Below are 24,331 nucleotides of genomic sequence, written 5' to 3'. Positions count from 1 at the left end.
TTTAAATGTGGTCGGCGAGTAGGACGCGGAGTGCTTTCGTACCGCTGGGCGAGGACGGAGAGCGAGCCTTGGCGTGCCAGTAGTAGCATTCACCCAGGCTCATCTGGTCGATTCCCTTTGCGACTTCACGGAGACGGTCCCGGCGTCGCATCGGCTTCATCGCACGGAACGCAATCGAAAGCCGAACACCGGCCGCTTCGGGGAGACTCACGCTTGCTGGGTCTCCTGTACAGACGGTCTCGGGATCAAGACTCAGCTCCCGGAAAGTGGATTCGATGAGGAAACTCACCTCGTTGAACGCCCCACCGCGTAACGTTGCGATGCGAATCGCACACCAGTCATCCCAACCGTACGCCGCGTCATCCGCTCCGGGGAGTTCGGACGGGGAACGGTCGCCGGTAATGGCTTCCTCCAGTTCGCGTACTGAGACGCTCACTGCTTTTTGGGCTCTCTCGAACCGTTCTCGTCGAGCCGTTGCGATATCCCGGGGCGCCAGCTCGTAGAGCGTGATTTCGTGCTGGTCGTCGACCCGATCACGCGTCAACACGAACGTCGGTCGATTCCCGTACGCGCCAGTGGTGAAGGCGAACGAATTCCCCTCGGCGATGCCTTGGCTCATACTTGGGTCACCTCGCTGGATTCGATCACACGGATTTGCGTGTGCATCGTGACGGTGAATGCGTTGTCGACCGCAAGGAGCTCGTCAGGAGGTCGAACGTGTCGCCATAGAGGCGGTCATCGCCCTCGTCGAACTCAATCGAGAACTCGGCTTCAGCGGTACGACCGCCATCCGGATTCGCGAGATCTTCCGGCTCCATGTTGAATCTGAGATGGCTCGCGAAGACCTCCGGGCGTCCATTGAAATCGACTTCGAACTCCGATTTCGAGTCGGCTCCGTCGTTGGCCTCATAATCGAAGTCCATCGTCGTGTCCTCTGCGAAGTCCTCGTTATTGCTGAGTTTGTTCGCAGTGAACCACGCACCTTTCCACGCATCGGCCCCGTCCAGATGGATCCAGACGCCTTCGACGATGGGGGTCAGTTCGTCAGGGTGCCCGTCGTACTCCTCGCGAGCGCTGGTAAGCTCATCAGCGATGTCAGCCCGCATTTCCTGCAGGGCCCGAGAGACGTGTGCGGGTTCGGAGGTGCGAACTTCGATGAGTTTACTGAATGGCTCAGGTTCGTCATCGCCACCCGAACCGCCCCCGCTACTGCCGCCAGTCTCCTCCTCATCATCGTCGTCAGTAGTCTCGTCCTCCTGCTCTTCATCTTCGTCGGGTTCCTCCCAGTCGATCTCACTCCCGACGTCGTCGACCAGCTCATCGAGCGAGGTGTAGAGTGTGTGCGACTGCGAGAGCTTCACGTCCTGATAGCTGAGCCCCGCGTGCAGATTCTTCGCGTCGTCGAGTTCGTGATCGGTTGCCGTGAGCGTCGTCTCGGGCGTGTAGTACCCGGTCTTCTGCTCCTCGTCCCAGTAGGCGTACCCGTCTTCACGGACGAGCTGGGCGATCGTCTTTCGCAGTGGGATGGGTGACAGGAGAATCTCCGCATCCTGGCGCTTTCCGAACTGTTCTTCGATTGCTCTCGTCGTCATCGAGGCCGAGCCGACGTTCCAGATCGTCGCCTCGAACCAATCAACACCGTAGGCGTCCTCTCCTTCGGGGATAATCGCGCCTGCCTCATCGAGCTTCTCGATGACACTCTGATGGATGGTGCTGTCGGTGGTGACGTTCCGATGAGCCAGGCCATCTCCAGTCGGGAAGTAGAGGTGCGTATACGCCTTTTTGATGTCCTGATCGAGCGTGCCCTTCGCGCTATCGAGGCGTTCACCGAGCTTGTCCTGCTGTTCGGTGTTGAGCTCGTACTGGTCGCCGAGATTATTCTGGATGTGTTTGATGGCAGCGACGCGCTCTGCGGTCCGCTTCGCGTCAGTCACGTCGTTCGCGCTCGCTGCGAGGAAGACGACGTTGTTCTTGAACACCCGTGGCGTCTTCTGCCCGCCACTCGACGATGCTGTATTCTTGTACAGCGTTTGGATTGCCTCTGGGACGGTCTCGTAGTCCGTGATGGTGACCGTATCGAAGTCCATCACGCACAGGTGCGCTTCGTCAGCTGTATCTGGGATCTCGTGCGGCTCCTCCGGCCCGACAATCACATTCAGACTACCCTGACCGAGCGCCTCGTCGAGGGCTTCCTCGAGATGCCGTCGGGCGAGCCCGTCTTGCAGTTGCTCGACGACAGAATCGATGAGTTTCGTGAGGTTCGGCTCTGACTTGAACTGGATTTTCTCACCGTTGTCTCCGTGCAGGTAGAAACACGCAGACCGACGTCCCTCTCCAAGGAGGTTATTGAGAGCGTCGTCGTAGTGCGCAGCTCGACTTCGGTGTTGGCAATTGCGTGTCGAAGAGGCCGGCGTGTAGTGCCGCGTCCGTCAGCCCCCTTCACGATACTTTTCCAGAGGATTGCCGTCGTCAGATGTGTTCCGAGTGGGGGTGTCCGTTCTTGACCCAGTTCCGGTCCTCTTCCTCTGCGTTCGCCGTGCCATCTTCCGAGAAGATGTCGGCTTTGATTGCGGCCTCGAAGTCCATGTCGACCGACGAGAACAGCCGGAGGAGCGTCGAACGAACGTCCCCATCGGAGGGATGCATGTCGAACAGACGGACGAAGTGGCGTTCTTGGTAGTCGCTCTGGTGCTGCCAAAGGCGGTAGACTGCGCGGGAGAGGAGCTTGAGTGCACCACGAGTGCGCTGGAACGACGGGAGGGAGTCCAGTTCCTCTGTGAGTGTATCGATGACCGTCGGATGAATCGGGTAGCTGTCTTCGAGGCGGTCTCGGTGTTCCGGGTTCGTCGCACTGTCGGGGAAGGAGTCACGATCACCCGTATAGAGGGACATATAGGCATCAACAGTCGCATCCCGCCCGTCTTCCGCGACGCTCTCGAACAAGCGGTGCCGCAGGACAGCGGCAATTTCGTTGTCCTCCGTCGGCGTGATGGACCCCTCGACACGGTCGCTGATACTGTTGAACTCAGAGATGGTCTCGGAGACGAGACCACGGACGTCTTCGGCTTGGTCGGCGAAGGCGGTGTCCGCGATACTGAGGACAACAGTGACCTTATCGTTATTCTGCGTCGCGGACAGCAGCGACATCAGGAAGGTATTCGTCTGCTTTGCGAGCGTCGAATCTCCGATTTCAACAGCGGCAGCTTGCTCGAGATATGCGGCGATCTCGTCGATGAGGATGAGCGACGGATTGTCGTTCCGCTCGAAGAGCCGCTCGAGCTTGGTTGTTCCTGGAGGCGTTCTGTTCTCGTCGTTTTCGCGCAGGAACTCGTAGCCTTCCCGCCCGAACAGCTGGTAGGCCATTTCGCCCCACATCGTCTTCGTTGCGGGGGCGTCAGGGTCGTCGTAGTTCGAGCGAGCGTCCTCGGCGTCGACGTGTGTGCCCACGAAGACGGCTGTGTTGACGTCGAGACCGAGTGCAGCGGTGTCAGTATACTCGTCGGCGATGTCCTGGTCGAGGATGAAGTCAGACAGATCGGGGACAGCACTTGGTGATTCTGCGAGGTGATACGCGGCGATCTGGTTGTGGGTTTTCCACCACCGAAGCTGGTGTCGAGTCGGAGAATGCCGTTCGTGCCGGTGTAGTCGTCGTTATGTGCGCCGACGAAACGGGTTGCGAGACGTGTGAGAAGATCCTGCAGACCGCTGGTGGGGTAGGTTTTCTCGAAGAAAAGTCGAGGGTCAGCGTAGACATCAGGAGCGTCGTCGCTGTGGGCGACGTCCGCGAGGCTAGCCGCGAATTGGTCCTCGGCGAGTTCACCGGTGAGAACGTCTTGGCGAGGTTCGCAGGAGTCGAAAATACTCGGCGGGCGATTCGTCGTGCCGGTGGTTGTGGGCGTATCGCTCATTCGTTTGTTGAGGTGGTTTCGTTGGTGCGTTCTTTGAGGAGCGTCTTGATTACTGAATCAAGGGACGTGTGGTCTTCTTCGTCCTTGATCTCCTCTAGCTGTTCTTTCGTCCAGTCCTGTACCCGTATCATCGGCATAATTGTATCACGAAATGTCCGGTCCCCTGAGTTTCGCGCACAGTAGGTTATCACGATGTATACAGACAGTTGACTTAGTCATTTGGTATTTTAAAGGTGATTTCAGTCCAGCTGGCCTGCGGTTCGACCATGATACCGTCCTCTGGACAGTCTCCCATCTAATTCATGTTTTTTTAGCCAGCTCTTTGTAGCTCCTGGATAAGTCCCCATCTTCCTGATCAATTAGTATAAAAGTAGATTTTTGAATGGTTATCGAGAAGCAAAGGAGTATGAAGGCAGTCGTATTCACCGAATCCTCAAATACTGTTGATGAAAATGCACAGTCTCTGTTAAATTATTATAAGGGTCAGTTTCGACCAGTCGCTTCGCTTGTTGAGGAGCTCTCAAATTTCGCAGATACAGACCTCTATATCCTCTCTGACGAGTTTGGCGTTTCTCAGGCTTCCCAGTCAATCTCAGGACTCACTCCCGGTTCCGACCGGGCTCAGGTACATGAACATGCCCAGTCTCTATTACTCAAGGAAGTAGAAGATGCTGACATAATCATCCTCCTATTGACTAAATCAGTCTTCACAGAAATTCTAAAACCGATTTGGAGCGATCTTATAAAGAAATCCACGGAAGATTCAATTTGGGGATTAGCAGTCCCTCAGAGTGTCCTTGATGAACTTGATCTCAATTCTCTCAGAACTAAGGGGACCCTCTATATTTACCCACGAGTTGGCGTTGCCCGAATTGATACCGAAACACGAACAAGTATTCTTGATGCTGTAGAAGCAAGGACCAATAGTAATTGACCTTTTCAAGTGAGATCAATGTCCAAACCCGAAATAGTCGCCCTTGATGACGGCGAAGCCTATCCCTATTCGTCGCATATCAGCGTAGACGGTACCGAACTCCAGCTGGGCGATCTTCTCCTTGTGTTTGATTCTCCCGACGACAATGGTGTCAGCTTCTTTGAGCGCATCTATGGGTTCACTTGGCCGGGAATTATCACTCACGTCGTCGATGGGCCGGTTCCTGCTGAGTTCCACAATTTCGAGGACTTTGCTGCGGATCTCGAAGGCGGGAAGATCGCGGTCGCCAGCAAACGCGAACAAACGAGCTTCTTCGTCGACGAAGACACCGTTCGCACTATCACCCTCTACCGATACCAGTACCAGGGCGGGTGGCAGCCGATCGTGATTGATGAGCGACGAGATCCACTTGAGAACACCCCCTTCAATGAATCAATTACTCTCTGTGAGGATGAAGAGCAGGTAATTGAAGAAATACTCGGGACGAGTTCCCCTGAGAAGAAGCAGGAGGTTGAGCTTATCCGCGAATTTCTGCGGTCTGCTGGTTATCAACTAAATCCGATCTCTGATTCAGACGAATAAGTCTCTCACTCACCGATTCACATATAGTAGAAATACTGTGGCTGAACCTCTGAAATGGACTCAGTATCTACTTCAGAGAGGATTGTGCCGACACGCTTTGCAACACTCACGGTTGCTGGCATCCGAATTGCGTAGTCCGATGTATTCCAGTCGAGTTTTGTGAAAAAGAGAATCTCCTTACAGATCTCTAACGAGGGTGTCTCACAAATCTCATCAGGTCGGATCTCAATCGGTGATGGTACTCCACTCCCCTGATAGGTCGTCTCTTCTGGGACATATCCAGATGTGTGGAGATAGTGGACGTCGTCATCAGGGACGCTCAGGAGGGTTCCCCGCATGGCGGGATAATCCGTAGGTGGGAACAACCTGATCTTTGGCCGCCTACGAACCCAGACTAGATCTAAATCGCGAACACTGTCTGTGGCATCAAGCAACCCTTCACGTTCTTCTTCCCAGAAGACAGATGGCTTATGAAGGACGAACCGGCTGGGACGTGTCCCTTTCTGAGCTTCGTAGTATTCCAGAATCTGCTCACCTACCTGTCTAGCCGCCTCATATGAGAGGTGGGGAGATCCATTCTCGTCCTCGGTGATATCCGGGAGTGGATCGCTCTGAAGGATAATATGGTCCCGTCCGTGAAAGACGTGAGCAAGAGCAGCTCGAATTACATCATCTCCTTCGTCTCGCTCCCTGTAGAACGAGAGCCCTGCGTAGCAGTGCCCATCTTCGATTTGCCGAGTTTTCCAGGGATGCCCTCGTTGAGACTTGTATAGAAGTCCAACTGTGAGATTCCAGGCCCGAGATGCTCGCTGACGGTCAGTACGGATCGCAAGTGTGGATGGCTTAATCAGCTGTGTGGGGATTCGAGCCTCCATCCCGATCAGTTTGATTCGATTTCGCAGGTCAGAACCTTCCGACTGGATTCGCGCATGGTCCTGGTTCTCTGGAGTACACGCGTCCATCACTTCTTGCGGAATACAGACGATGATTGCGTTCGGCTGAACGGAATCCCGTTCGATTATCTCGATGTCTTTCCGCACCTGCTTCAGGAATCGCTCCATCCGCTCTCTGGGGGTTGATTTACTCGTAACTGATTGGATGTCTCGTCGACGAATCTGGCGTCTCCAGCCCTTTTTTGCATTAATAGAGAGATTGAGCGCGGAACTCTTACACGGCCGGGATACGGAACCTGCCACGGTTTATCACTTGTTCCTGGATGGATCCCGACCTCCATATCGTGAAGTAGTTCGGTCAACCGGCGAATCGAATCTCGATCGCCGATAATCCCGAGTTTGATTGTGTGGTGTCCTTCTTCATAGAGCCGTGGACCATATCTGATAAGGCCTCGTTTGGGAGAGGTTTCAGTACCCCCTTCAAACTGAATCTCTGGCTCCTCGAGGTGACGGAGCGTGAACGGGGAATCTTCAGGCGTCATTGTTCAATTCCACCTGTGTTTTCAAGATCAGACGCTGACTCGATGAGCTCATCACGTTCGTCTCCGTCTTTGGGTGGGCGGACATTGAGGGAAAGCGAGTCAACTCTGGTTACTTCGAGTTCCTTTATGACGGGTATCTTTTCGCCCATAAATCGATCAAGCTGGGTCTGATCGGACATCAGCAGCTCTTCCCAGACACGCAGCTGGCGGTCGTACTTACTATTCTGGGCGTGGAAGCGATTTGGTGAGAAGTCGTTTTGGAGCCGCGATTTACGCTCGCCTTTTACAGGCCGACGACCGTCAGAAGTGAAGACTTGTGTGGGTAGCAGAACGTAGTAGTACTCTTCCGCATAGCGCCGTACTCGTACTTTGACACCACGATGGATGACATCAGGGTAGGAGTCTAACTCCTTTGCAACCCAAGATCGACCTAGTTTTCGCTCGGAACCGTGCTGTTTGCGGTCGAGTTCTGGGTATACAGTTGTTCCTTTCTCACGGTCGATGAGACAATCGTTATCTCTCGCAACGAGAGTGAATATCCCTCTGAGAAGCGACCTTACGATGTTTTCGCGCTCTTCCTCTTGAGCACCCGTTCGAAGGAACTTCTCGAAATCCTGTGTTTCGAAACGGTCCTCGTGGAGGTAATGACGAGTAGACCCCGGAAGATGGTCCGGATGAACGAGAGAATATAATTTCCGCTCGTGAAGCTTGATGGGAAACGCCTCGTTGTTGTAATTATAGACGCGAGCTGACTCGGCTTCCTCCGTCGTATCTATGATGTACAGTGTCTCAGGATAGCGGGTTACCTGAAACAGATTTGTCGCATATTCTGTTTCCTCCGAAACTGGATCGTACGAGTGAAGATATGGTTCGTACTGGAACCGTTCTGTTTTCTCGAGTTGATGAGCTTGTTGACGGAGATCATCGTATGTACCTACGAAAACATGGGTATCGATAGCAAAATCTCGGAACTCATCTACATCAGTATCATCTAGCCGATCTACGACCTCATCGTTGACGCTGTCTTTGAGTTTTTTGTAGAAGTCGACCAGTTTCTGGTTATCGGTGACATCTCGATCGAATAGGGCTTTCCAGAGCTGGTCATTAGAGAGTGTCTCCGTAAAAATATAGAAATCAAAACGTTGGGGTTGGGGCTGTTTGATGTATTCGAGGAAATACCGGGCGAGTTCGTCTCTAAAATCGTTCGGGCTGAGGCCTGTGGAATACGCTTTCGCCTCGGCTACCACTTTATCGCCCGTAGCTTTGTTCACAAACTGAATATCGTCAAGCGTGGAGTGGAAAGCTGAATCCCGCTCAACCATGTAATTCAGCCCTTCCATGTACTCAATGACGACTTCCTTATAGTCCTCCCCGCGTCGCGCCGTCCCTTCCCGCTCTTTATATAGATTGTAGATGGGCACGTTGTATCTCGTTACAAGGAAGTCTCGTGTGAATTACTTTTCCCTCAGTCGTTGGATAGTCTACTGGGATCCGACGGTAGTTCTATAAAACGAGCGGTATATATTGGAGATAATGAATCGCGAGGACTTGGGAACGACTCTGCGCCTCCTCAATCATGAACGAGGGGCCGCGGATGCGCTGCCGAAAAAGTCGCTTCACAAGCTCCTCTATCGTATTGACGTCAAATCTGCCGAGCAAGATTTGGACATCGAGATTCCGTATTACTGGTATCTCTTTGGTACTGTCTCTCCAGCTACGCCCTCGACTGTCCCCTCGGCCAGTATTAATGAGCCCGGAGTTGAAGATCGCCTCCGTTCTATTGTCTCTGAGACTCTTTCTGAATATTACGAGCATGGGTTAGAATGGCTCACAGACAGAATGTATGATGATGCGCCGTATCAGGTTCAGCGGGATTTTCGGGAATTAGATAAGAAAATCCGGACGTTACATACGGGATATCACGATTTCTTTGAGGTTGACCCAAGTAGAGAATCGGTACTCAGTTCGGTTCACGAAACTTTTGAATCATTTCCAAACGACCGATTTCCGGAGTATGACCGACCGCTAATCAAGTGGTATAATGCGGTCACACGAGAACTCCATTCGCATTCTCCTGATCCCTCCAGATTGATGACGGTGAATGTAACGTTCTGGCGTATATTTGCCCTCGAACTTGCTGAACGGCATGCCCAGGGGATGTCTCAGGAAGAGGTCCGTGGGAACCTCGGTATAACTTCATTTGAGCAGGGTCGGAGTGCTGCGATCCAGAAACTTGACGAATTCGAAGAGCAAGACCTTGATGCAAAATTTTCTGGATTAGCAACCGAACTCGAATCTGAACGGAGCGCAGCTGACGAACTTGTTGCTCCGATTCTTGAACGCCGGGGAATTGCGCACGAAGATCTTCATCCGGGCCAATGACTAGATACTTCGTAGATACTAACGTCCTCATTGGACTCACGTTTTCTCACGACCGGTGGGCCGTAGAAGCAGAGCGTATTCTAGACGGCCATAACACGCTCTTCACGAGTGAGTTTGTGATCTACGAGTATTGCAGCCGCCCGCAAGGAGCGCCTCGGGTTGTGTCCGACCCTGATCAGCTACAGGTTGATCCTGACGATACAGGTGGCGTGTTCGGAACCGTTCTTGAAGACTTTCAAGAGAATGTGGAGGACAACATCCCGATGTACAATCGTGAAATCGATTTACAGAGCTACGATGGACTTTCGTTTGAGAGGATATTAGAGATTTTCTTCGAAAATATTGAGGTTCGAAGTCAGGCTAAGCCACACTTTGTTCGGCACTTCCAGAACTACTTTTCCTCGCGTGAAGTCACTCCGCGGAATGCAAAACGGTGTGTCGAAGATCTTCGAGATCGTGTTCTCCACGACGCAAAGGAGCGGAAAGACGCACTAATGGATGCTGTCCACGTTGTGTCCTCAACCTATGATGAACAGGATCGTGCCTGTGGTCTCGTTGATGAGCATATTGGAATTCGAGAGTCCAGAGTCCCTCCAGTAGACTCTCAGTGGCTTCTTGACGCAATAGGGCTTGCAGAACGCGGGGTGCTTCATCGGGTTGTGACTGGAGATAAGAAAGACGTCGTCCGATATCAGCAACAGTTGACCTCCTTATTTGACGTGTCTATCCTCTATATATTGGACGAATTCCATACTCACTCCCAAGTCGGCCAGGATACACACGAGATCTTTTGATTGCGTACCGACTGTTTAGAAGGATCACAGCCGGTTGACCTCTGCTGATTCTCCTATCGGTAGGACACTCCTAAGCTGTCAGTCTCGCCAAGAGTGAAGTGAGACCGATATCTTGGTAGGGAGTGTTCGATGGATTCAACGCTTCTCACCGGTCCGAAACACTCCCGTTTGGAACAACGGGCATTTCAGCGGGCTGATGACATCGCCACCGATTCGCTGGGGAGTATTCTCTACATAACGCGGAACGACGCTCGCCGGAGTACGGTTGAGGACAGCTGGGCCGCCTCATACGACCCACTCCGGCTCCGTGCCGAGACGCTCGATGCGGTCGTTCGAGAGTGGTACGAGGAACTCCAGGGCCCGGTCCAACCCCTCTCCGGGCAGCTGAACCGCCGGCTCGCGGAGTACGCGCTTGACCGAACAACAGTCGAGACAGACGGGGCTCTTGCCGGCGAACCCGCCTCGGCCGCCCTCGCTGATTCGTTCAGTAGCCGCTTCTCACTCTTCGACGACGCCGGCGTCGGGACCCCCGACGCATTGGCAGCGGAGTTCGAGGGCTCCGCTCTCGATGACCGTATCGCGACAGCCACTGTCGACGCGTTCCGTCACTATCGCGATCTCCACGGCGACTACGTCGACGAGTGGGTCTGTACCCGGGGAGAAATGTTCGACGCCGTCGCGACGGCGGAGCAGTCACTATCGGCGTTCTCCCCGGAACTGGATGTGGTCATCCTTTCCGGGTATCACGAGTTCCGTCCTGTCGAACGCCGCCTCATCGAACGCCTCGTCGACGAACTTCCGATGATCGCACTGCTGCCACTCCACCAGGATGGCCGGAGCGGAGTCGACGCCGTTGCGGAGGACGCCTTGGAGGTCTACGAAGCGCTGGACTTTGAGACCGTAGAGCTCGAGTCCGTCGACGAGTCAGGGCGGGCCTTCGGAACGATCACCGAGGCGCTCTATCGCCCGGCCCCCGACACCGTCCCTGCTTCAGACGCGCTCCGGTGGCGTGAACTCCCGACGCCCGAGCGCGAGATTCGCTTCGTCGCTCGCGAGCTCCGAACCGAGTTGGCCGATGGCCGTGACCCCGACGACCTGGCCGTCGTCGTCCCGGGGACCGAGGCCTATTCGGGGTACGTCGAGGACACGTTCGATACGTTCGACATCCCGCACGTCACGACCGCCGCTTCACAGCTGAACCGGACGTTCACCGGGAGCGTCGTACACGATCTCTTGAACCTCGCCGAACCCGACCCGCGTGCCGAGGATCTCACGTCCTTGCTGGCGAATCCACTGGTCGACGTCGTCGATACTGACCAAGCCAACGCCGTCACGGCATCTGCTCGCCGGCGTGACACCGTTTCTGTATCACCCCTGCTCGATGACGTCGACGACGACGCGGAGGCACTGATCGAGGATCTACTGTCCACATTGGAAACGGTCCGAACGGGGAACGTCGAAGATGCGACCGAGACGCTCCGCCGGCTGCTGGACGGTCAGTTTGACGTAGAGGCAGCAACAGAGGACTACGCCAGCGGCGCCGAGCAAGCTGTCGAACAGCGGGCCTACGATCTCGTGGACGAGGTCCTTTCTTCGTTCGAGTCGCTGGCGACGGTCAATAGCGACCTTTCCCCGTTGGCACTGTTCACCCGTGCGTTCGATGGTGTACCGATTAGAGTCCCGCAGAGCGCTGCTGGCGGCCACGTCGAAGTGATGGGGTTGCTCGACGCGCGGATGCGATCCTTCGAGAAGGTGTTCTTTGTGGGACTGACGAGCGAGCACTTCCCCGTGACGCCGGAACGCCCGGCCTTCTTCGAGGAGATGACCGACGCCCATCCGCGGTTCGACACCGGCGACGAGCGCCTCCGGGGGCGCTATCTCTTCGCGACGCTCCTCGCGAACGTCGACGAACTCACGATCACCACACCAGAGACGGGCGACGACGAATCCGCCGTCGTCCGGTCGCCGGTCCTCGACGAACTCCAGCGCGTGACCGGCATCGACCCCGAAGACGGCGTCGACGACCGCGTAGGCTCCCGCGAAGACCTCCAGCGCCACGTCGCTGCAACGGCCGACCGGCGTGCGGCAGTCAGCCGCGCCGGCGACCGAGGTGACCTCTCCCCGAGCAGACCAAGCGCACGGATCGAGGACTCCACTGTGCGGACAACAAGAGAACGGCTGCCCTCTCCGAACACGATGGCGTGTTGAATCCCGAGACAGTCGATGAGGTATACCCTCCGTCGGAGCGGGAACCCTACAGCGCGAGTCGAATCGAACGATACGTCGAGTGTGGGTTCAAGTTCTACGCCGACGAAGTGCTCGGAATCGAGGATCCCGATGATGTCGAAGTCGTCCCTACTCCCCTCGAAACCGGGTCGTACGTTCACGATGTCCTCGAACGGTTTTTCGCGGATCTACAGGACGAGACCGAGGATGGTGTCGATCTCACTGACTTTAACCGGGACGACCTGGCGACGCACCTTCGCGAGATCGCCGTTGAGGAACTCCGGGATGCTGACTTCGAGTACGACGGCTTGTTCTACGAACGGTGGAAGGCGGAGCTGTTCGCGGGCCTGGGTTGGGGCGAGAGCGCTCCGTACCAGGCCGGGAGCAAACCCCACGACGCACCGGAACAGGGGTTGTTCGCTACCTTCCTCGACAACGAACTCTCGCGTGACGGCGCCGCTCGCCCACATCTGTTCGAGGCTCCGTTCGGCGAGGGGCTTCTCGACTCGGATGTTGGGCCGTTCACAGTTGAGCGACCGGACGGCTCGACTGTCTCGATTCGGGGATACATCGACCGCGTTGACGTGGATCGGGATGGCGAACAACCGACGCTCACGCTCTACGACTACAAAACTGGTCGAGCACCGTATATGACGAAGACGACCGGCGGCACGAAGTTCCAACTCCCCATCTATCTGCTCGCTGCCGCCGAGGTCGTCGACGGTGACCTGTTCGCGGAGGGCTCGCTCTCGGCGACGTACTATCAGGTGCGACCGCCAAACGACCTCAAGGTTCCACGCGGCGTCGAATCGAAGTTCGATTCAGAGGCCGAACTCCGCCGGTTCCTGAACGATGTCGTTCCGGAGTGGTTGGGCCAGATCGACGAGGCAATCGGCAACGGACGGTTCCACACGACGCTTCTGTCGGCCAGCGGAGCGAACTGCCGATACTGTGACTACCGTCGGGCGTGCGATGTCCGCCATCACCGCAAGCGGGAGTTCGTCGACGAGGTTCACAAGGACGACGCAGCGTACGTTCCGCTCCGTGTTCGCGACGACGAAGACATCGAGGCGGTGATGAGCGATGACTGAGGAACCCGAGGAGATTCAGCTCACAGAGGAACAGGAGGACGCGCTCGTCCAGGGCCGGAACGTCGCGATCACTGCCGGCGCCGGGACAGGGAAGACGACAACGCTCACCGAGCGGTACGTGACGATACTGGCCGAGAACCCGTCACTCACGCCGGAGAACATCGTCACGATCACCTTCACGCGAAAGGCTGCTGCCGAACTGACCGAGCGCGTTCGAGAGGAGGTGTACGATCGGCTCGAGGCTGTCGACTCACCAGAGGCCTACCACCGTTGGCGAAACGTCCTCGACGACTTGGAGGACGGCTACGTCCACACCATTCACGCGTTCTGTACGCGGCTCTTACGAGAACGGGCCGTTGAGGCTCCGGTTCCACTTGGGTTCGACGTGCTCGATGAAGACGGCGCTGCGACACTCCAACGCGAAGTCGTGACGGAGTTCCTCGAACGCAACCAGGACGATGACGACGTCGCGCTCCTCGCTCATCTTTGGGGTCGTGACCAGCTGGTCGATGTACTCGCTGGATTACTCGATGAGCGCCCACAGAGCGAGGCGGTCCTCGAGGAGTGGCGTGATGCGGAGGTCGACGACTACGTCGATATCTGCTGGGAGGTCGTTTGTGATCTCGACGTCGCCGACGCCCGACAGACGCTGTATGCGGACGGACTCCTTGAGCAGCTTCGCACGGTCGCGAACCGCGTCGACCGCGAGGACACTATCGCCGACGAGGACGGCCTTCGAGCTTACCGGACCTTCACCGAGTTCGCGACGACACTCTCGGACGACCCGGAGGAAAGCGATCCTCGCGACTGTCAGCGGGCAATTCTCGAGCTCTACGAGGCCTGTGAGAAGAAGAACGGCGGCCTGTACAGCAGTTCGGGGTACGTCGTCGGTGACCGGGACGATTGGGGTGAGTACGGTGACGTCTACGACGACCTGAAAGACGCCATCGACACGGTCATCGATGCCGTCGAACCGCACGCGGATGCAGTCGAGACGACGCCGGGAGAATTGGAAGCGAATAGCGCTCACTACGCGCTCGCCCTGATGCGGGTCTTCGACGACGTCCTCACAGCCTACACAGCAGAGAAGGACCGCCGCGATACCCTCGACTTTCCCGACGTGATCGAGACGACCCTCGCGTTCCTGCGAGCCAACGATGCGGTCACGGATCGGCTACGAGAGCAGTTTGCGGCCGTGATGGTCGACGAGTTCCAAGACACGGACCCGCGCCAGTGGGAGTTGGTCAAGCTCCTCACGGGCGTCGACGAGCAGACTGCGTCGAACGTCTTCCTGGTCGGCGACGAGAAACAGAGCATCTACGGATTCCGTGGGGCCGACGTGACGACGTTCGGGGCGGCGAGAGCGGAACTCCAGGCCGTCAACGAAGCCCGTGGGGTCGACGACGTCCCCGACAGCGACGCCGAGAGTCCGACCGCGCTCGAACTCTCCGGGAACTTCCGGACGTTGGACGAGCCGCTGTCGTTCCTAAACGAGCTCTTTGAACATCTCTTCCAGCCGGAAGGTGACACCCACGAACCGTACGAAGCGCCACCGCAGGAACTGAGTACGCAACGCGACCGCGTCGAAGATATCGAGGGACTCACCGGGAGTGTCGAGTATCTCGCTGTCCCCGACGACGCCGATACGGCGGCGGAGCTCTTCGGCGACGACCATCCGGTCGCCGGAGGCGCGCTCGATCACACCATCGAAGCAGAGGCGCAAGCGCTTGCTGCTCGACTGACACACCTGTTCGACGATCCGCCGCAAGTCCAAGACCCCGATACGGGTGTCCATCGTGACGCCACTCCTGACGACACGGCAATCCTCCTTCGCCGGCGAACCCATCTGGATCGGTATCAGCGCGCCCTTGAGGAGTACAATATTCCCTACACTGTCGTCGGTGGCGTCGGGTTCTACGATACGCCTGAGGTCCAGGCGCTCACGAACCTGCTTCGAGTACTCGGTGATCCACAGGACGATGTCTCCCTCTACGGGGTGCTTCGGTCGCCGCTGTTCGGATTCACCGATGATCGCCTCGCACCGGCTGTCGCAGTGGCTGATTCAGTGTGGGACGCGCTCGCCGAGACGGACGACCCGCAGCTGTCGGACGCGTTCGATCTTCTTACGACGTGGCGGACCCTCAGCGGCTGTGCGACGCCGTCCGAAGATGGCGTCCTCCCGTGGAACCGCCTGCTGTCCCGGGTGATCGACGACACAGGGTATCTGGCGAGTGTGAGTGCCGACGAACGCGGTCGACAGGCCGTCGCGAACGTCGAAAAGTTCCGCGACCAGGTCCGTACCTGGAGCGAGAACGGTGTTCACACCGCTGCCGGGTTGCTCCATCGGATCGACCGCCAGGCCGAAATCGATCCCCGTGAGGGGGAGGCAGATATTCCGGGTGACGCCGAGGGCGTCCGGATTATGACGATCCATTCCGCGAAGGGACTCGAGTTCCCGATCGTCACCGTCCCCGATCTCGGGAGTGACCTCAACTTGGGTCGCTCTGTGGACGACCATGGGTACGTTCGACTCGTGGATGGAACTGATGACGCGCCGCCGGTGCCGGCGGTCGGTGGGCCGAATCCGGGCGATGCGTTCTCCATCGAGAAGACGGCCGTCCACGAGTACGCCGACCGACGGTCGCGTCCTCAGGAGCGGGCGGAGTCGAAACGGCTCCTCTACGTTGCGTGTACACGAACGCGGGATCACCTCCTTCTCTGCGGCACGCACGACATCGACGTCGACGAGTCTGGCGCCATCGAACTCGGCGAGCCTGCAGCCTTCGACGACGCAGACCGGTGGCGTGATTGGTTACAGCCAGCCCTTCTCGACGGAGCCCTCGTTGCCGAGGCGGTTCGGGATGGACAGGCCCGTGGCGAGATGGATGGGGCCAGCTATACCGTTCGCAGGCCGCCGCGCCCAGTAGACTGGCACACCGACGACCACGCTGTTGATTCAGCGCCGGAGATCTCGATTCCTTCACCGCCGTCGCTCGCGCCGGCGAAACGGATCGCGGCCACGACGCTCGTGAATGCGGTTGCGGATGCGTCTACAGACGGCCACAGTTACTCTCAACGTGAGGAGTCGGCGGGCCTGAGTCCAACGACGTTCGGGACGGTCGTCCACCGGATCAATGAACTCCGGCCACCGAGAGACCAGTGGACCACCCTGATCCGCCGTCTGAGTCGGATGTCCGGTGAGGAGCCGACAGAACCTGACCTCCGCGAAGCTGTCGATCATGCCGCTGATGCGGTCGAATTTGTGGACCAGGTTGAGGCTGATTCCCAGCTCCAAGCGGTTTACGACGAGTATTCTGTTGTCGCCCGAATTGATGAGTCGCGGATTGTCGGTGATATCGACCGGCTGCTCGTCACACCGGATGCCTTCCACATTATCGACTACAAGACCAACGACCTCTCAGCTACGACGTCGGATGAACTCGCAGAACACTATCGACCGCAGATGCTCGCGTACGCTCTCGCACTCCTCCAACATGACCGAAATCGCGACGTACGATCTTCACTCCGGTTTACTGATGCGGGCGTAGAGGAACGGTTCAATTGGGTATCGGATCAGATGCCGGAAATTGAATCTGAACTTCGACCGATGATGGACCTAGTCAAGTAGTCACACGGCTATTCGACAACCAGCTGTTCGCAGAATGGTTTGTAGCCACGACTGATTCTCAATCCAACCTATTTACCTGCTCTGTCAGATACTCTTGGAGGGCGGAGACTGTCTCTTCTGAGACAGCTGAGGCCCCGAAGTCACTCCGATACCCGTGCTTGAGTTCGTCGCTCTCCAAGATCTCCAGTCCATGCTCTAGCTGCTCCCGTAGCGCATCGTCGTCCCCTCGCCGCAGGTGGGGCGTGACAGCGTCAAGGTCGATCTCTTCCGCCACTGCCAGGACGTCCCGAAGGTCTGTTTCCCGGCCGCTGTGGAGTTTTGCTGCCACGAGGACGGCTCCATCGATGACTCTGGCTGTCGTCGTTACTGTGCCCCCGCTCACCTCCTGCTGGTGGCTATGGTCGTACAGGTAGTCGAACGACCACTGTGCCTCGGTCTGGCGGCAGCCGAGTCCGTTCACCAGCAGATCGAAGCCGATCGGCTGCTGCGGTGTGAGCCGCTTCTCGTACTCGATCACCTCGGTGTCGTAGAACCATTCCTTTGCGTGGCTGTCCGTTTCCTCGAAATCCCGCCGTTCGAGGAACTCGACGAAGTCAGCCTTGGAGTCCGGTGCGACGACGATATCGAGGTCCGTTGAGAAGCGAGCATTAAACGCTGAGACAGCGTAGCCGCCGACAAGGACGTACTCGTGCCCCTCCTGAGTGAGGTCCTCGAGCAGTTCGATGAGTGCGTCACTTCGGTTGTGGAAGCTCATGTCTGTGCCCGCTCCGTCTCCCGGTACGTGACGCCGAGGTCGATGTCCTCGTACATCCGGTCGAGCATCGCGAGCGCCGACTGGAACTGGGCGTAGTTCTCACGCATATACTCGATCGTCTCTGCTCTCGGGATAACCGGGTACCCCTCGATGTGCTCAATGTCGAGTGAAGGGCGTGGCTCGAGGATGATGTGCAGCGCCCCGTCCAGCTCGTCTTGGGGCTGCCGCTCGAATGCGGTTGGGAGGTCAAACGACTCGAAAAACGCCTCCCAGTCGTCGACGTCCCGCTCACGGACGGCGAGGAACAGCGGATAGTCGTCGGGCTCGCGACCAACTTGGTAGCCACCCTGTGTCCACACATAGACGGCATCGATCCTTGTGAATGCGAACGGCCAGTCACCGAACTGCGGGATGACGTAGGTCTCCTTGATGGATGGTGGACTGACGCCGGCGCTGGCAGCGACGAGCTCTCGTGCTGCGTCTCTCACGCGGTCATCGACGACTGAGAGGCCGTCATCATAGCGGACGTAGCCTGCGTCTTCGAGACGGTTGACGGCCTGTCTCACCGTCTCGTACGGCGTGTGGAGGTGTTGGGCGACACGACGGATGGAGTCACCACTCTCGATAGCGAGGATGATCTGCGCCGCCGTGTCGTCGAGCACCTCATACATCTTGTAGTTACCAATAATCCGGTAACAGTTAAAAGTCTTACCCGATTGGTCATGAAGCTACGATATCTCCATTCGTCTCGAAGGTAGCCGGGAACCCTGTCGGAACACTAGAAACGAGCATAATGATGTAAACGAACGAAACGAGCACAACGAGCAAAACGAAGGTACTGAACGAAATCTTCGGAACGAATTGATTGAGGAAAAATCAGTGGAATCTGTTCTCGTTGAACGAAACGATAGAAACGAACGTAACGAACGGAGTGATGGCAACGAGTGTGTTTGCTTCAACGAGTGGAACGAACAGTTGGTTTTAACATCGTCGTAATCCTCTCACCGAGTGAAACACCCTCACCGAACGAAACGAACAGAACAAGGACAACGAACGAAACGAACACAACGAGAGAAACGAAGGAAATGACCGACACCAACACTGCACGAATCACCGTGGCGAATCAGAAGGGGGCGCGGGGAAGACAACCGACGTCATTCATACTGGCGGTGCGCTTTCCGCTCGCGGGCACGACGTCCTCCTCGTCGATATCGACTACCACGGGGGACTCACCTGCTCGCTTGGCTACAACGATCTGTACTACGACACCGACCGCACAACGCTGTTCGACGTCCTCGACTTCGACCAGATGGAGTCGGTGAACGACATCATCGTCGAGCACGAGGAATTCGACATCCTTCCCGCCAGCGAGAAGCTCGCGAACAACAAGAACATCCAGACGTTGCTTGAGGCGCCGAAGAGTCGCGAGCGGTTGGAGATGACTCTCGACGAACTCGACAAGGACTACGACTATATCATCGTCGACACGCCGCCCTCCCTGAACGTCCTCACCGACAACGCCCTCGTCGCGACCGGCAACGTCGTCATCCCCGTCATTCCAGAGAAGCTCAACGCCAACAGCCTCCAGATTTTCGCAAAGCAGCTGAGTTCCTCGAACAGGCGTACGGAGACATCAATCGGCTCGCGATTGTCTGTAACCGTGTCGAGCAGAACGCCGAACACCGCGACACCATCGAGGAGATCAAGTCGGCGTACTCCCTCCCAGTGTACGAGATCCCGAAGCGGACTGACCTCTCTCAGTCAATTGGCGAGGGAGTGTCCGTCTTCGGCTTTGGCAAGGAGAACCAGCGCGTCGAGGATGCACGCGACCTGTTCAACGAGATCGCCGACCTGTTCGACGAGACGTTCGAGAAGACTGCGCCTGAGGAGGTGGAAGCATGACCGACGGCTGGGGCGATGCATCCGGCATCGAGGGCAACTACGAAGAGGAGGACGATGAGTCCGATTCCGGCGAAACGAGTGAGGTGAGTGAAACGGTGGAAACCAGTTCATCGACCGAAACGACCGAATCGACTTCAACGAGTGAAACGAACGAAACGAGCAAAACGAAGACGAACATCAAGGACGAGTGGAACGGTAGGACGATCTACATTCCCGACGATGTCCTCGACGAGATGGAGGATACCTACCTCGAGTCCCAGCTGAAACTCCGCAAGGCGGGCCAGGACGAGTTCAAGAAGAACCGCCACTTCTACCCGCTACTCGTCCAGTTCGGTGTTGAGGCGCTCTCTGAGGCGGATGCCGAGGAAATTCAGGCTCGGCTTTCGGAACTCGGCGACGAATGACCCAGCGCAGAGCGAGGCCCGGGATTTTGTATAGCGATATACGATATACATTTTCCTGTAGTACGGAATTCCAACGTTAAGGGGCTCCAGATGCCGGAATTCTTCAGATGGGGCGAATACAGCTAGTGGTCCTGATTATCCCCGTAATCACGACCACTTTGAAGTACCACGCCGCCGTCGGTGAAGCACGAATGCTGCAACCGCCTCACGACGACGCTTCCCCGGGGTAGAGGCACCAAGACCGGCCCCACAGGACGGTGGAGGGCCGGTGGATGCCTGACCGAACGCTTTCGACGCCGCTCGACGACAGCTTCGAGCGCTACCTCCAAGACAAGGGGAAAGGCCGCGGTGGCGACGGCGGGAACTATCGACGAAACGCTGCACGCGAGCTCGAGCGGTTCGCCGAGTGGGCCGCCGGCGACCGCGGCGCCGACGACTGGACCGGGATCGTCCCCGACGACGTCGACCGGGAGCCGGCCTTCGACGATCTCGACGAACGCGTGTTTCGGGAGTACGCCCGGCATCTCGGTGGAGATCGGGGACTCAAGCAGAACACGGTACAAACCTATTACCGCTATATCTCTGCGTGGTGTGGCTGGTGTGTCAACGAGGGGTATCTCGAAGCGCATTACGCGCAGCGGGCGAGTGCGATGGCGCCGCTACCGGAGGACGACGGTCGCAAGCCCGGTGACCAGCAGGCCTGGACGTCCGAACAGCGCCACGCTCTCACCCGTCACGTCGACGAACGGGCCCGCGAGGTCATCGAGGCGTATACGACACTCCCAGAGGATACTGACCCCATCGATAAGCAGCGAGCGCGCTACACAGCGCTGAAGGCGGCTCGTGACCGGGCGCTGGTGTTCGTTCTCGCGTACACAGCTGTCCGCGTCGGGGAACTGCTCCGGGATCCGAACGACCCGCGCCGGCGCGGCGTCCGCTGGGAGGACCTCTCCCTCGACGACGGGAGTATGGACGTCTACCGAAAGAAACAGCAGTGGGACGCCGCCAGTCTCCCCGACCCGGTGATCTCGCCGCTACGGAGTTACCGCCAGCTGATGGACCCACCGACGGAGCGCTGGCCGGTGTTTCCCACGTTTGACCAACGGACGCTCGCAGGGCTCGTCCAGGATGAGTTTGCCGACCGAGGGGAACGCCCAGAGGCAATTGCTGAGCGGCGTAATGAGTACGCTCGCGACCTCCTGCTGGCGCTCGATGAGGATATGCGGCCACCGTCAATCACGACGGACGGCGCACGGTCGATTCTCCAACGGCTCTCGGAGGCCGCCGAAATCGACATTCCCCATCCGAAACACGATTATCTTGCCCCGCACGGTGGTCGCCGAGGGATGGGGGAGGTACTTGTCCGCGCGTTTGGATACACGGTGGCGGCCCGGTATCTCGATAACTCCGAAGAGATGGTCCGAGAGCGCTACTCGCATATCGAAGCCGGCGAACTCGGTGACGTTGCAACAGAGGCGCTCTCAGAGATTGATGGGTAATTAACGGTTTCCTGGGCACCGAGCTTTCGGCACTACACTCTTCTCAGCTCCTCTCGAACTCTATCGTATGCCTGACAACGTTCTCGTCGCCTTGGACGGCTCCCCGCTTGCCGAGCGTGCCCTCACGTACGCACTCGAGACCTTTCCGAACGCCACGATTACCACAATTTACGTCATCAACCCGATCGACTCGGTAATCGATGTAGAGGCCGGTGGCTTGCCAGTCGCAGAGGGCTGGTACGATACGGCCCAGGAGCGGGGGACCGAGATTCACACGACTGCGACGGATCTCGCGGCGGAACACGATATTGTGATCGATACTGTCACTGAAGTTGGGAAACCAGCGCGTGAGATTCTCGACTACGCTGCCGACAACGGCATCGACCAGATCGTTATGGGGAGCCACGGTCGGGCAGGCCTGACCGGACGTTCCTCGGGAGTGTCGCCGAGACAGTCAATCGCCGAGCACAGATCCCGGTAACCATCATTGGATGAAATCCTCGGCTCGTGTGCCGAGATTAGGATTGGATGAATGCTCGTAGGCTCACCTCAAACGTGAAATCAAACCAAATCATAGGTACCGAGAACGTGGCTGTTACTGAATCACCATCTCTCTCGACGTGTACTATCCACATTGAACGACGAGGTGGTCGTGGCGACGCGGGAGCACGGGCGCTTGAACGACATCTTAGGCGTCTCTCCGGCGTCCACGATGTCGACGTCTCGTTTCGAACAGGGGACGCCCAGATCACCTACGACGGGAGCATCACCTCAGAAGAAACGATTCGAGACGCTATCCGCGACCGCCACGTGTCGATTCAGGACGAATCTGAGACAGCAACGGATGACGTAAGTACCCGCTCGGAACTCAGGCAGGAGGCCGTGTTCGTCGGTCTGACGCTCCTCGGGATGGCAGTCGGCCTTGTGACGGGGTGGCTCGAAGGACCACCGCTCCTCATGTGGGCGGGGTACGGCGTCGCATACGTCTTCGGCGGGTGGTACGGGCTCAAAGGCGCGATCGAGACGCTCCGCCACCGTGCGGTCGATATCGACCTCTTGATGATCGTTGCCGCACTCGGCGCCCTCTCGATTGGCGCACCATTCGAGGGCGCGATGCTGCTGTTCCTGTTCTCACTATCGAACACTCTCCAGCACTACGCGATTGGCCGCTCGCGACGGGCGATCAAGTCACTCGTCGAGATGCGGCCGGACGAGGCACAGGTCTTCCGCGACGGTGAGGAGGTCACTGTGCCCATCGACGAGGTCGCCGTGGGTGACGTGTTCGTCGTCCGTCCCGGCGACAGGATTCCGCTCGACGGCGTCGTCGCGTCTGGCGAGGGAACGGTCGATCAGGCGTCACTCACTGGCGAATCAGTGCCCGTGCCGAAAGAGCCCGGAGATGAGGTGTTCGGCGGGACGATCAATGAGAGCGGCAGCCTGGAGATCGAGGTCACGCGGCAAGCCCACGAGTCGGCGATCAGCCGTCTCATCCACATGGTCGAGCGCGCCCAGAGCGAGAAGGCGCCGACACAGCGGCTCATCGACCGCCTTGAGCAGCCGTACGTCCTCGGTGTGTTCGGGCTCACAATTGCGGCGATCGCCATCCCGCTCGCGCTCGGAAGCGAGTTCACCAGCACGTTCTACCGCGCGATGACCCTGATGGTCGCTGCCTCGCCGTGTGCGGTCATCATCTCCACGCCGGCGGCGGTGCTGTCGGCGATCGCCTCCGGCGGGAGGCAGGGCGTCCTGTTCAAGGGCGGTGAACACGTCGAGACGGCCGCGAACATCGACGCGGTCGCGTTCGACAAGACGGGAACACTCACGCGGGGCGAGACGCAGCTGACCGACGTGTTTGTCCGGGACGGTCTTGGGGACGAGTCACCGACTGCTGACGAACTGCTCTCGCTCGTGGCCGCTGTGCAGGCCCGCTCGGAGCATCACTTGGCTCGTGCGACCGTCTCGGAAGCCGAAGACCGCGCACTCGACGTTCCCGACGCGCGACGGTTTTAATCAGAGGCCGGAAAAGGCGTCCGCGCCGATGTCGACGACGGAATCATCCACATCGGGAATCGGAGTTACGTCGAAACGGTTCTCGAAGACGCTGCAATCGAGGGGCTCGAACCTGGTCTCGATCGGCTCCAGTCCCTGGAGGCGGAGGGGAAAACGAGCGTCCTCGTCGCCCGTGAGCACGGCGACAGTGTCACGGTACTGGGATGGCTTGCGTTCACCGACACGGTCCGGCCGGGGGCTGCAGAGATGATCGAGAACCTCCGCTCGCTCGGCGTGGAGCACATCGTTATGCTGACCGGCGACAACGAACGCGTCGCCCAGCAGATCGCCGACGAAGTCGGTATCGACGAAGTGCAGGCGGAACTGCTGCCGGAAGAGAAAGTGGCAACCATCGACGATCTGGTTGAGCGATACGAGAACGTGGCGATGGTGGGTGACGGTGTGAACGACGCACCCGCGCTGGCGACGGCGACGCTCGGGATCGCCATGGGTGGCGCCGGGACCGACGTTGCCCTCGAAACGGCTGACGTCGTCCTGATGGGCGACGACATCGGGAAGATTCCGTACGTGCTGGGACTCGGTCGCAGGACGCGCCGGACGCTGACAGTCAACCTCGCAATCGCCTTTGGTGCGATTGCGCTGATGGTTGGCACGATTCTGTTACGTGGTATCCCCTTACCGCTGGCCGTGGTCGGCCACGAGGGTTCGACGGTCCTCGTGTCCCTGAACGGGCTTCGATTACTCGGATTCCACGAATAACGATCACTAAAGGCGACGAATGA

16 protein-coding genes and 4 pseudogenes are annotated in these 24,331 nt (G+C 57.9%); 12 read left to right on the top strand and 8 right to left on the bottom strand.

Annotation, left to right across the window (positions count from 1 at the left end; genetic code table 11):
• Position 1: 1 nt before the first annotated feature.
• Entirely contained in the window at positions 2-619 is a 618-nt protein-coding gene (locus ACFQJD_RS02345) for a DUF7680 family protein (RefSeq protein ID WP_379795398.1), read from the bottom strand.
• Positions 620-644: 25 nt separating this feature from the next.
• Positions 645-2,087: a hypothetical protein gene (locus ACFQJD_RS02340; protein ID WP_379795396.1), complete on the bottom strand. Its 1,443-nt coding sequence runs from the start codon at positions 2,085-2,087 to the stop codon at positions 645-647.
• Between the two features lie 9 nt (positions 2,088-2,096).
• On the opposite strand from ACFQJD_RS02340, the gene ACFQJD_RS02335 reads away from it, so the two are divergent.
• Entirely contained in the window at positions 2,097-2,270 is a 174-nt protein-coding gene (locus ACFQJD_RS02335; RefSeq protein WP_379795394.1) for a hypothetical protein, read from the top strand.
• Between the two features lie 199 nt (positions 2,271-2,469).
• Here ACFQJD_RS02335 and ACFQJD_RS02330 read toward each other — a convergent pair whose 3' ends face one another.
• Entirely contained in the window at positions 2,470-3,363 is an 894-nt protein-coding gene (locus tag ACFQJD_RS02330) for a DUF499 domain-containing protein (protein ID WP_379795852.1), read from the bottom strand.
• Positions 3,364-3,904: 541 nt separating this feature from the next.
• Positions 3,905-4,039: a hypothetical protein gene (locus ACFQJD_RS02325; protein ID WP_268895834.1), complete on the bottom strand. Its 135-nt coding sequence runs from the start codon at positions 4,037-4,039 to the stop codon at positions 3,905-3,907.
• 275 nt (positions 4,040-4,314) lie between these two features.
• On the opposite strand from ACFQJD_RS02325, the gene ACFQJD_RS02320 reads away from it, so the two are divergent.
• The gene (locus ACFQJD_RS02320) at positions 4,315-4,842 is read left to right on the top strand and encodes a hypothetical protein (RefSeq protein WP_379795390.1); all 528 of its coding nucleotides are present in this window, start codon (positions 4,315-4,317) and stop codon (positions 4,840-4,842) included.
• A gap of 18 nt (positions 4,843-4,860) precedes the next feature.
• Complete coding sequence (locus tag ACFQJD_RS02315) at positions 4,861-5,424, top strand: hypothetical protein (protein ID WP_379795850.1); 564 nt, start codon at positions 4,861-4,863, stop codon at positions 5,422-5,424.
• Positions 5,425-5,441: 17 nt separating this feature from the next.
• On the opposite strand, the gene ACFQJD_RS02310 is transcribed toward ACFQJD_RS02315, so the two are convergent.
• Positions 5,442-6,485 (bottom strand): argonaute/piwi family protein, encoded by a 1,044-nt coding sequence (locus ACFQJD_RS02310; RefSeq protein WP_379795848.1) that lies wholly within the window; start codon positions 6,483-6,485, stop codon positions 5,442-5,444.
• A 370-nt stretch (positions 6,486-6,855) separates the two neighbouring features.
• Entirely contained in the window at positions 6,856-8,280 is a 1,425-nt protein-coding gene (locus ACFQJD_RS02305; protein ID WP_379795385.1) for a hypothetical protein, read from the bottom strand.
• Positions 8,281-8,392: 112 nt separating this feature from the next.
• On the opposite strand from ACFQJD_RS02305, the gene ACFQJD_RS02300 reads away from it, so the two are divergent.
• The 4 genes and pseudogenes from ACFQJD_RS02300 to ACFQJD_RS02285 all read left to right on the top strand — a co-directional run bounded on the left by ACFQJD_RS02300 (position 8,393) and on the right by ACFQJD_RS02285 (position 16,980).
• On the top strand, positions 8,393-9,241 hold the full coding sequence (locus tag ACFQJD_RS02300) for a hypothetical protein (protein WP_379795383.1): 849 nt from the start codon (positions 8,393-8,395) through the stop codon (positions 9,239-9,241).
• Positions 9,238-10,035 carry a hypothetical protein gene (locus tag ACFQJD_RS02295; RefSeq protein ID WP_379795381.1) on the top strand — a complete coding sequence of 266 codons (798 nt, stop codon included), beginning with the start codon at positions 9,238-9,240 and terminating at the stop codon, positions 10,033-10,035. Before ACFQJD_RS02300 ends, ACFQJD_RS02295 begins: the two co-directional genes overlap by 4 nt.
• Positions 10,036-10,164: 129 nt before the next feature.
• Positions 10,165-13,352, top strand: a pseudogene (locus ACFQJD_RS02290) (PD-(D/E)XK nuclease family protein).
• A complete protein-coding gene (locus tag ACFQJD_RS02285; RefSeq protein WP_379795846.1) occupies positions 13,345-16,980 on the top strand; it encodes a UvrD-helicase domain-containing protein in 3,636 nt (1,211 codons plus the stop codon). Before ACFQJD_RS02290 ends, ACFQJD_RS02285 begins: the two are co-directional and overlap by 8 nt.
• A gap of 58 nt (positions 16,981-17,038) precedes the next feature.
• Here ACFQJD_RS02285 and ACFQJD_RS02280 read toward each other — a convergent pair whose 3' ends face one another.
• Together ACFQJD_RS02280 and ACFQJD_RS02275 are read right to left on the bottom strand one after the other, a co-directional pair.
• The gene (locus ACFQJD_RS02280; RefSeq protein WP_379795379.1) at positions 17,039-17,734 is read right to left on the bottom strand and encodes a hypothetical protein; all 696 of its coding nucleotides are present in this window, start codon (positions 17,732-17,734) and stop codon (positions 17,039-17,041) included.
• Positions 17,731-18,405 carry a helix-turn-helix domain-containing protein gene (locus ACFQJD_RS02275; RefSeq protein WP_379795378.1) on the bottom strand — a complete coding sequence of 225 codons (675 nt, stop codon included), beginning with the start codon at positions 18,403-18,405 and terminating at the stop codon, positions 17,731-17,733. Before ACFQJD_RS02275 ends, ACFQJD_RS02280 begins: the two co-directional genes overlap by 4 nt.
• A 414-nt stretch (positions 18,406-18,819) precedes the next feature.
• Between ACFQJD_RS02275 and ACFQJD_RS02270 the strand changes: the two are divergent.
• The 5 genes and pseudogenes from ACFQJD_RS02270 (at position 18,820) to ACFQJD_RS02250 (ending at position 24,308) form a co-directional block, all read left to right on the top strand.
• Positions 18,820-19,636 (top strand): annotated as a pseudogene (locus ACFQJD_RS02270) (ParA family protein).
• The gene (locus ACFQJD_RS02265) at positions 19,633-20,040 is read left to right on the top strand and encodes a hypothetical protein (protein ID WP_379795376.1); all 408 of its coding nucleotides are present in this window, start codon (positions 19,633-19,635) and stop codon (positions 20,038-20,040) included. The pseudogene ACFQJD_RS02270 and the gene ACFQJD_RS02265 overlap by 4 nt, the downstream one beginning before the upstream one ends.
• Before the next feature lie 272 nt (positions 20,041-20,312).
• Complete coding sequence (locus ACFQJD_RS02260) at positions 20,313-21,539, top strand: tyrosine-type recombinase/integrase (protein WP_379795375.1); 1,227 nt, start codon at positions 20,313-20,315, stop codon at positions 21,537-21,539.
• A 67-nt stretch (positions 21,540-21,606) separates the two neighbouring features.
• Positions 21,607-22,034 (top strand): annotated as a pseudogene (locus ACFQJD_RS02255) (universal stress protein).
• A gap of 93 nt (positions 22,035-22,127) precedes the next feature.
• Positions 22,128-24,308, top strand: a pseudogene (locus tag ACFQJD_RS02250) (heavy metal translocating P-type ATPase).
• Positions 24,309-24,331 lie beyond the last annotated feature (23 nt).

The sequence above is a fragment of the Haloplanus sp. GCM10025708 genome (assembly GCF_042663985.1).
In the GTDB taxonomy this organism is placed as follows: domain Archaea; phylum Halobacteriota; class Halobacteria; order Halobacteriales; family Haloferacaceae; genus Salinirarus; species Salinirarus marinus.
The sequence above is the reverse complement of the archived record's forward strand: the minus strand, read 5'-3'. Positions and strand labels throughout refer to the sequence as shown.

Coding starts and splice junctions, on each gene's coding strand:
- ACFQJD_RS02260 (WP_379795375.1), top strand. CDS start 20,313: ATGCCTGACCGAACGCTTTCGACGCCGCTCGACGACAGCTTCGAGCGC.
- ACFQJD_RS02275 (WP_379795378.1), bottom strand. CDS start 18,405: ATGTATGAGGTGCTCGACGACACGGCGGCGCAGATCATCCTCGCTATC.
- ACFQJD_RS02345 (WP_379795398.1), bottom strand. CDS start 619: ATGAGCCAAGGCATCGCCGAGGGGAATTCGTTCGCCTTCACCACTGGC.
- ACFQJD_RS02280 (WP_379795379.1), bottom strand. CDS start 17,734: ATGAGCTTCCACAACCGAAGTGACGCACTCATCGAACTGCTCGAGGAC.
- ACFQJD_RS02330 (WP_379795852.1), bottom strand. CDS start 3,363: ATGGCCTACCAGCTGTTCGGGCGGGAAGGCTACGAGTTCCTGCGCGAA.
- ACFQJD_RS02320 (WP_379795390.1), top strand. CDS start 4,315: ATGAAGGCAGTCGTATTCACCGAATCCTCAAATACTGTTGATGAAAAT.
- ACFQJD_RS02265 (WP_379795376.1), top strand. CDS start 19,633: ATGACCGACGGCTGGGGCGATGCATCCGGCATCGAGGGCAACTACGAA.
- ACFQJD_RS02295 (WP_379795381.1), top strand. CDS start 9,238: ATGACTAGATACTTCGTAGATACTAACGTCCTCATTGGACTCACGTTT.
- ACFQJD_RS02315 (WP_379795850.1), top strand. CDS start 4,861: ATGTCCAAACCCGAAATAGTCGCCCTTGATGACGGCGAAGCCTATCCC.
- ACFQJD_RS02340 (WP_379795396.1), bottom strand. CDS start 2,087: ATGGACTTCGATACGGTCACCATCACGGACTACGAGACCGTCCCAGAG.
- ACFQJD_RS02325 (WP_268895834.1), bottom strand. CDS start 4,039: ATGATACGGGTACAGGACTGGACGAAAGAACAGCTAGAGGAGATCAAG.
- ACFQJD_RS02300 (WP_379795383.1), top strand. CDS start 8,393: ATGAATCGCGAGGACTTGGGAACGACTCTGCGCCTCCTCAATCATGAA.
- ACFQJD_RS02310 (WP_379795848.1), bottom strand. CDS start 6,485: ATGGAGCGATTCCTGAAGCAGGTGCGGAAAGACATCGAGATAATCGAA.
- ACFQJD_RS02285 (WP_379795846.1), top strand. CDS start 13,345: ATGACTGAGGAACCCGAGGAGATTCAGCTCACAGAGGAACAGGAGGAC.